This window comes from Flavobacterium sp., from assembly GCF_044341265.1.
Lineage (GTDB): Bacteria > Bacteroidota > Bacteroidia > Flavobacteriales > Flavobacteriaceae > Flavobacterium.
The window spans coordinates 1-3,767 of sequence record NZ_JBIISA010000075.1; the positions used below are offsets into that span (position 1 = coordinate 1).

At 37.0% G+C, this 3,767-nt stretch carries 3 protein-coding genes and 1 pseudogene; all 4 read left to right on the forward strand.

Annotated elements, in window-relative coordinates:
- Window positions 1-471, forward strand: a pseudogene (locus ACIQ06_RS16195) (hypothetical protein); the annotation flags it as partial.
- A 181-nt stretch (window positions 472-652) separates the two neighbouring features.
- Window positions 653-2,533, forward strand: a complete 1,881-nt coding sequence (locus ACIQ06_RS16200) for a hypothetical protein (RefSeq protein ID WP_396147966.1) — start codon at window positions 653-655, stop codon at window positions 2,531-2,533.
- A 5-nt stretch (window positions 2,534-2,538) separates the two neighbouring features.
- Window positions 2,539-2,808 carry a hypothetical protein gene (locus ACIQ06_RS16205; protein ID WP_396147967.1) on the forward strand — a complete coding sequence of 90 codons (270 nt, stop codon included), beginning with the start codon at window positions 2,539-2,541 and terminating at the stop codon, window positions 2,806-2,808.
- A 25-nt stretch (window positions 2,809-2,833) separates the two neighbouring features.
- On the forward strand, window positions 2,834-3,767 hold a 934-nt coding region (locus tag ACIQ06_RS16210), incomplete at its 3' end, for a hypothetical protein (protein WP_396147968.1).

Below are 3,767 nucleotides of genomic sequence, written 5' to 3' on the forward strand. Positions count from 1 at the left end.
GTAACATTTTCGGGTAGTGGAACAATTGACGTTTTAGGACCTCAAACTATCGTGCTAACGGCAAGTGGATCAGTAGTTAATATTTCTGGCAATAATTCCTTTACTATAAACGCAGCTTCACCTAATAATTGTAGTTTCATTAGAAACTTTGTTTACCCTTCTAGTAACGGAACTGCCATTTTCAATATTACTAATTGTAATACTGCTTCTTCAGGAATATTAAATGTGGGAACTCCAGTATCGTCGGTTTCTCAGACCATAACGGTCAATGTACAAAGTTCAGGCACATTTAATCTATCAGCAACTGCTAATGGTGTAATTTTTACTGGATCAGGAACTTTTCCCTTTGGTATTGGTGGTCTTCAAAATATTGTGCTTAACGCAAGTGGTACTCCTCAAGTTGCTGGACCAACAACGTTTACTTTAAACAATAGTGAACCTTGTTCTTTTACGTTTGTGACACAACCATAACTGTTCGATGTATACAAATAAACTATAATAGTAACTTAAAACCTATCTACTTGTTGTGGATAGTTTTCTTGTTTTTTTAACACAACGTTCTCAGATTCATTATAGTAAAAAAATTTCACTCAAAGGCGCAAAGAAAGAAGGAAATCAATAAGTAAAGAATTAATAATTTAAAATTTAATTTATGAAAAAAAATGCACTAATACTTATAGTATTTTGTTGCTTATATGCAACCAATAATAATGCTCAGGTTAATACCAATAGACCTGTTAATAATAACATTACAGATGAAAATGCTTTTATAGACGCGTCTACCAATTTTAATGATGCTAACTCATTAGGAAAAGGATTAATATTTCCTAGAACAAACTTAACTACTTGGCAATTTAAAACTGATGCTTTAGACGGAATTAATTTTCCAACAGCCTTTGATGGAATGATTGTTTACAACACAGCCACAGGAAGTACTTTAGCAGGTCAAGGTATTGTAACTATAGTAACTCCTGGATTCTATTACTTTAGTAATCCATCGGGATCTGATAGTATAACAACAGGTACATGGCAACGAATTAGTTCTGGCAGTGCGCTGTTGTCAGGAGCATCAACTCCTTCTAATTTGTTAGGGAGTAATGGAGATTTTTACATAAATACAACAACAAATACTATTTATGGTCCAAAAACTGCGGGGTCTTGGCCAGCAGGAAATTCACTGGTTGGCGCAACAGGTCCTCAAGGCGCTACTGGTGCAACAGGTGCAGACGGTTTAAGCGCATACCAAATCTGGTTAAACGCAGGTAACACAGGATCGCCAACGCAATTTTTAGCAGCTATCAAAGGAGATACTGGTGCTACAGGAGCAACAGGTCCTCAAGGTGCAGCTGGTGTAGGTGGCGTAGCCAATGCGGGTAGTAATATAAACATCACTGGAGCTGGTACTGTAGCTTCTCCTTACATTATTGGGACTTCTTTTACACCTGAAAACGTTGCCAATAAAGTTACAACTTTAGCAAATCCAAATGATATAACTTATCCAACAACAAAAGCGGTTAGCGATGCTTTAGATACAAAACAAAGTACTCTTACAAATCCAATAACAGGAACAGGTACAACTAACTTCTTATCTAAATTTACAGGAACAGGAACGCTAGGGAATAGTGCAATATTTGAAGTTGGCGGAAACGTAGGTATTGGAACATCTTCACCAACATCAAAATTTGAGATTGCCAACATTCCAAACACTCCTGGGAGTTCTAATTTTCATATTGGCTATGGAGCTAATGGAGATAATTATTTCACTTCTGGTGTTTCTGGTATTCAAGTGTTTAGGACAGATAATGCTGAACGTATGCGTCTTGACGCATCTGGAAACCTAGGTATTGGTACAGCTACTCCTGGCGCAACCCTTGATGTAAATGGAAACTTTAAAGTAGGACAATATTTGTCATTTTCGTCTACTCAAGATTTATTAAAAGAGTATGTCAATTTGATTACCAACGTACATGGAGATGTTCTTTTGTCTTCAAATCTGTACAATAGCGACACTAGTAATGAGTTGTTTGTTGCAAAATCACATCCAACAATTAAAGGAGCAGCTATTCGAATTAAAGGTAATAGTTCAGATACTGGCGATATTCAATTTTGGACAACACCATACGGTGCAGCTACAGAAGACGCTCCATATTCAGAAACAATACCAACTATGCTTTTAAAGAACAATAAGAATGTGGGTATAGGTACATCTTCACCAACATCATATTTACAAGTTGCTGGTGCAATTGCAACCTCCATTACTTCAATTGCGTCTAATACTACCCTAAATGCAACCCATTCTACAGTTGTATGTAATACTGCTACTGCTGGATTTACTGTTACTTTACCTGCAGCAAGCAGTTGTACTGGTAGAGAATATACTATTTGTAGAAAAGATCAAAACACAACAAACGTACTCTCTTTTTCAACACCTATTTATTATCCTGATGGTGTTACTAATTTTACAACTACTAACATTCCTAATGCCGTTTTTGTTTTACAAAGTGATGGTGCAAATTGGATAGTAATCAAATAAAGGCTATGAAAAAAATAATACTTACATTAGTACTTTTTGGATTTAATCTTTATGGTTTTAGCCAAGAATTAACAAAAAAAATTGGAGATAATAAGAATAATATTGGTACAAGTTCTTTACTAGAAATAGAAAGTCCAAACAAAGCTCTTGTTGTAACACGCATATCCAATACATCAGATATCGCTCAACCTATAAATGGAATGATTGTTTATGTACTTTCTGAAAATAAATTTAAAATTTATCAGAACAATACATGGGTTAATATGTTCAATTAATAATTTATTAACTATATTTCAAATCATGAAAAAACTGTTACTCATTTTCGCTCTATTGTTTGGGGTGTTGCTATCCGCCCAAGTAAAGATTGGAGACAATCCAACTACAATCGGTACAAGCTCAGTTTTAGAACTAGAAAGCGCCACAAAAGCCCTACTTATAAGTAGGGTTCCCAATACGGCTTCTATAACAGCACCTGTAAACGGTATGCTTATTTACGACCTATCTTCAGGCTGTGTCAAAGGATACCAAAATGGTGCTTGGACCGACTGTATAGGTACGATTATCAATAATATTCTGCAACAAATTGGTAACGAAGGTGATAGTCCTAATTTAGTACCATCTTTAGTATCTACTACTCAGTTAAACCAATTACCAATAACAGGAGTTATTGCAGGCAACCAAGCGGCTTACCAAGCCTATATTGATGCCAATCCAAACTTGTTCTCAGCACCAGCAACTGTGGCTGAGGTGCAAGCAATGATAAATGCGGTAAATGCTTCTCAAAGCGTTCTTGCCCAAATCGGTAACGAAGGCGACAATCCAAATGTGGTGACTTCATCAGTAACTGTACCACAAATCAACTCGATTTTTCCAGCCATAACAGGAGCTGTTGCAGGCAACCAAGCGGCTTACCAAGCCTATATTGATGCCAATCCAAACTTGTTCTCAGCACCAGCAACTGTGGCAGAGGTGCAAGCAATGATAAATGCTGTAAATGTTTCTCAAGGCGTTCTTGCCCAAATCGGTAATGAAGGCGACAATCCAAATAATGTGCCTGCTGTGGTAACTGTGCCTCAAATCAACTCGATTTTTCCAGCCATAACAGGAGCTGTTGCAGGCAACCAAGCGGCTTACCAAGCCTATATTGATGCCAATCCAAACTTGTTCTCAGCACCAGCAACTGTGGCGGAGGTACAAGCAATGGTAAATGCTGTAAATGCTTCTCAAAGCGTTC

Coding starts and splice junctions, on each gene's coding strand:
- ACIQ06_RS16200 (WP_396147966.1), top strand. CDS start 653: ATGAAAAAAAATGCACTAATACTTATAGTATTTTGTTGCTTATATGCA.
- ACIQ06_RS16205 (WP_396147967.1), top strand. CDS start 2,539: ATGAAAAAAATAATACTTACATTAGTACTTTTTGGATTTAATCTTTAT.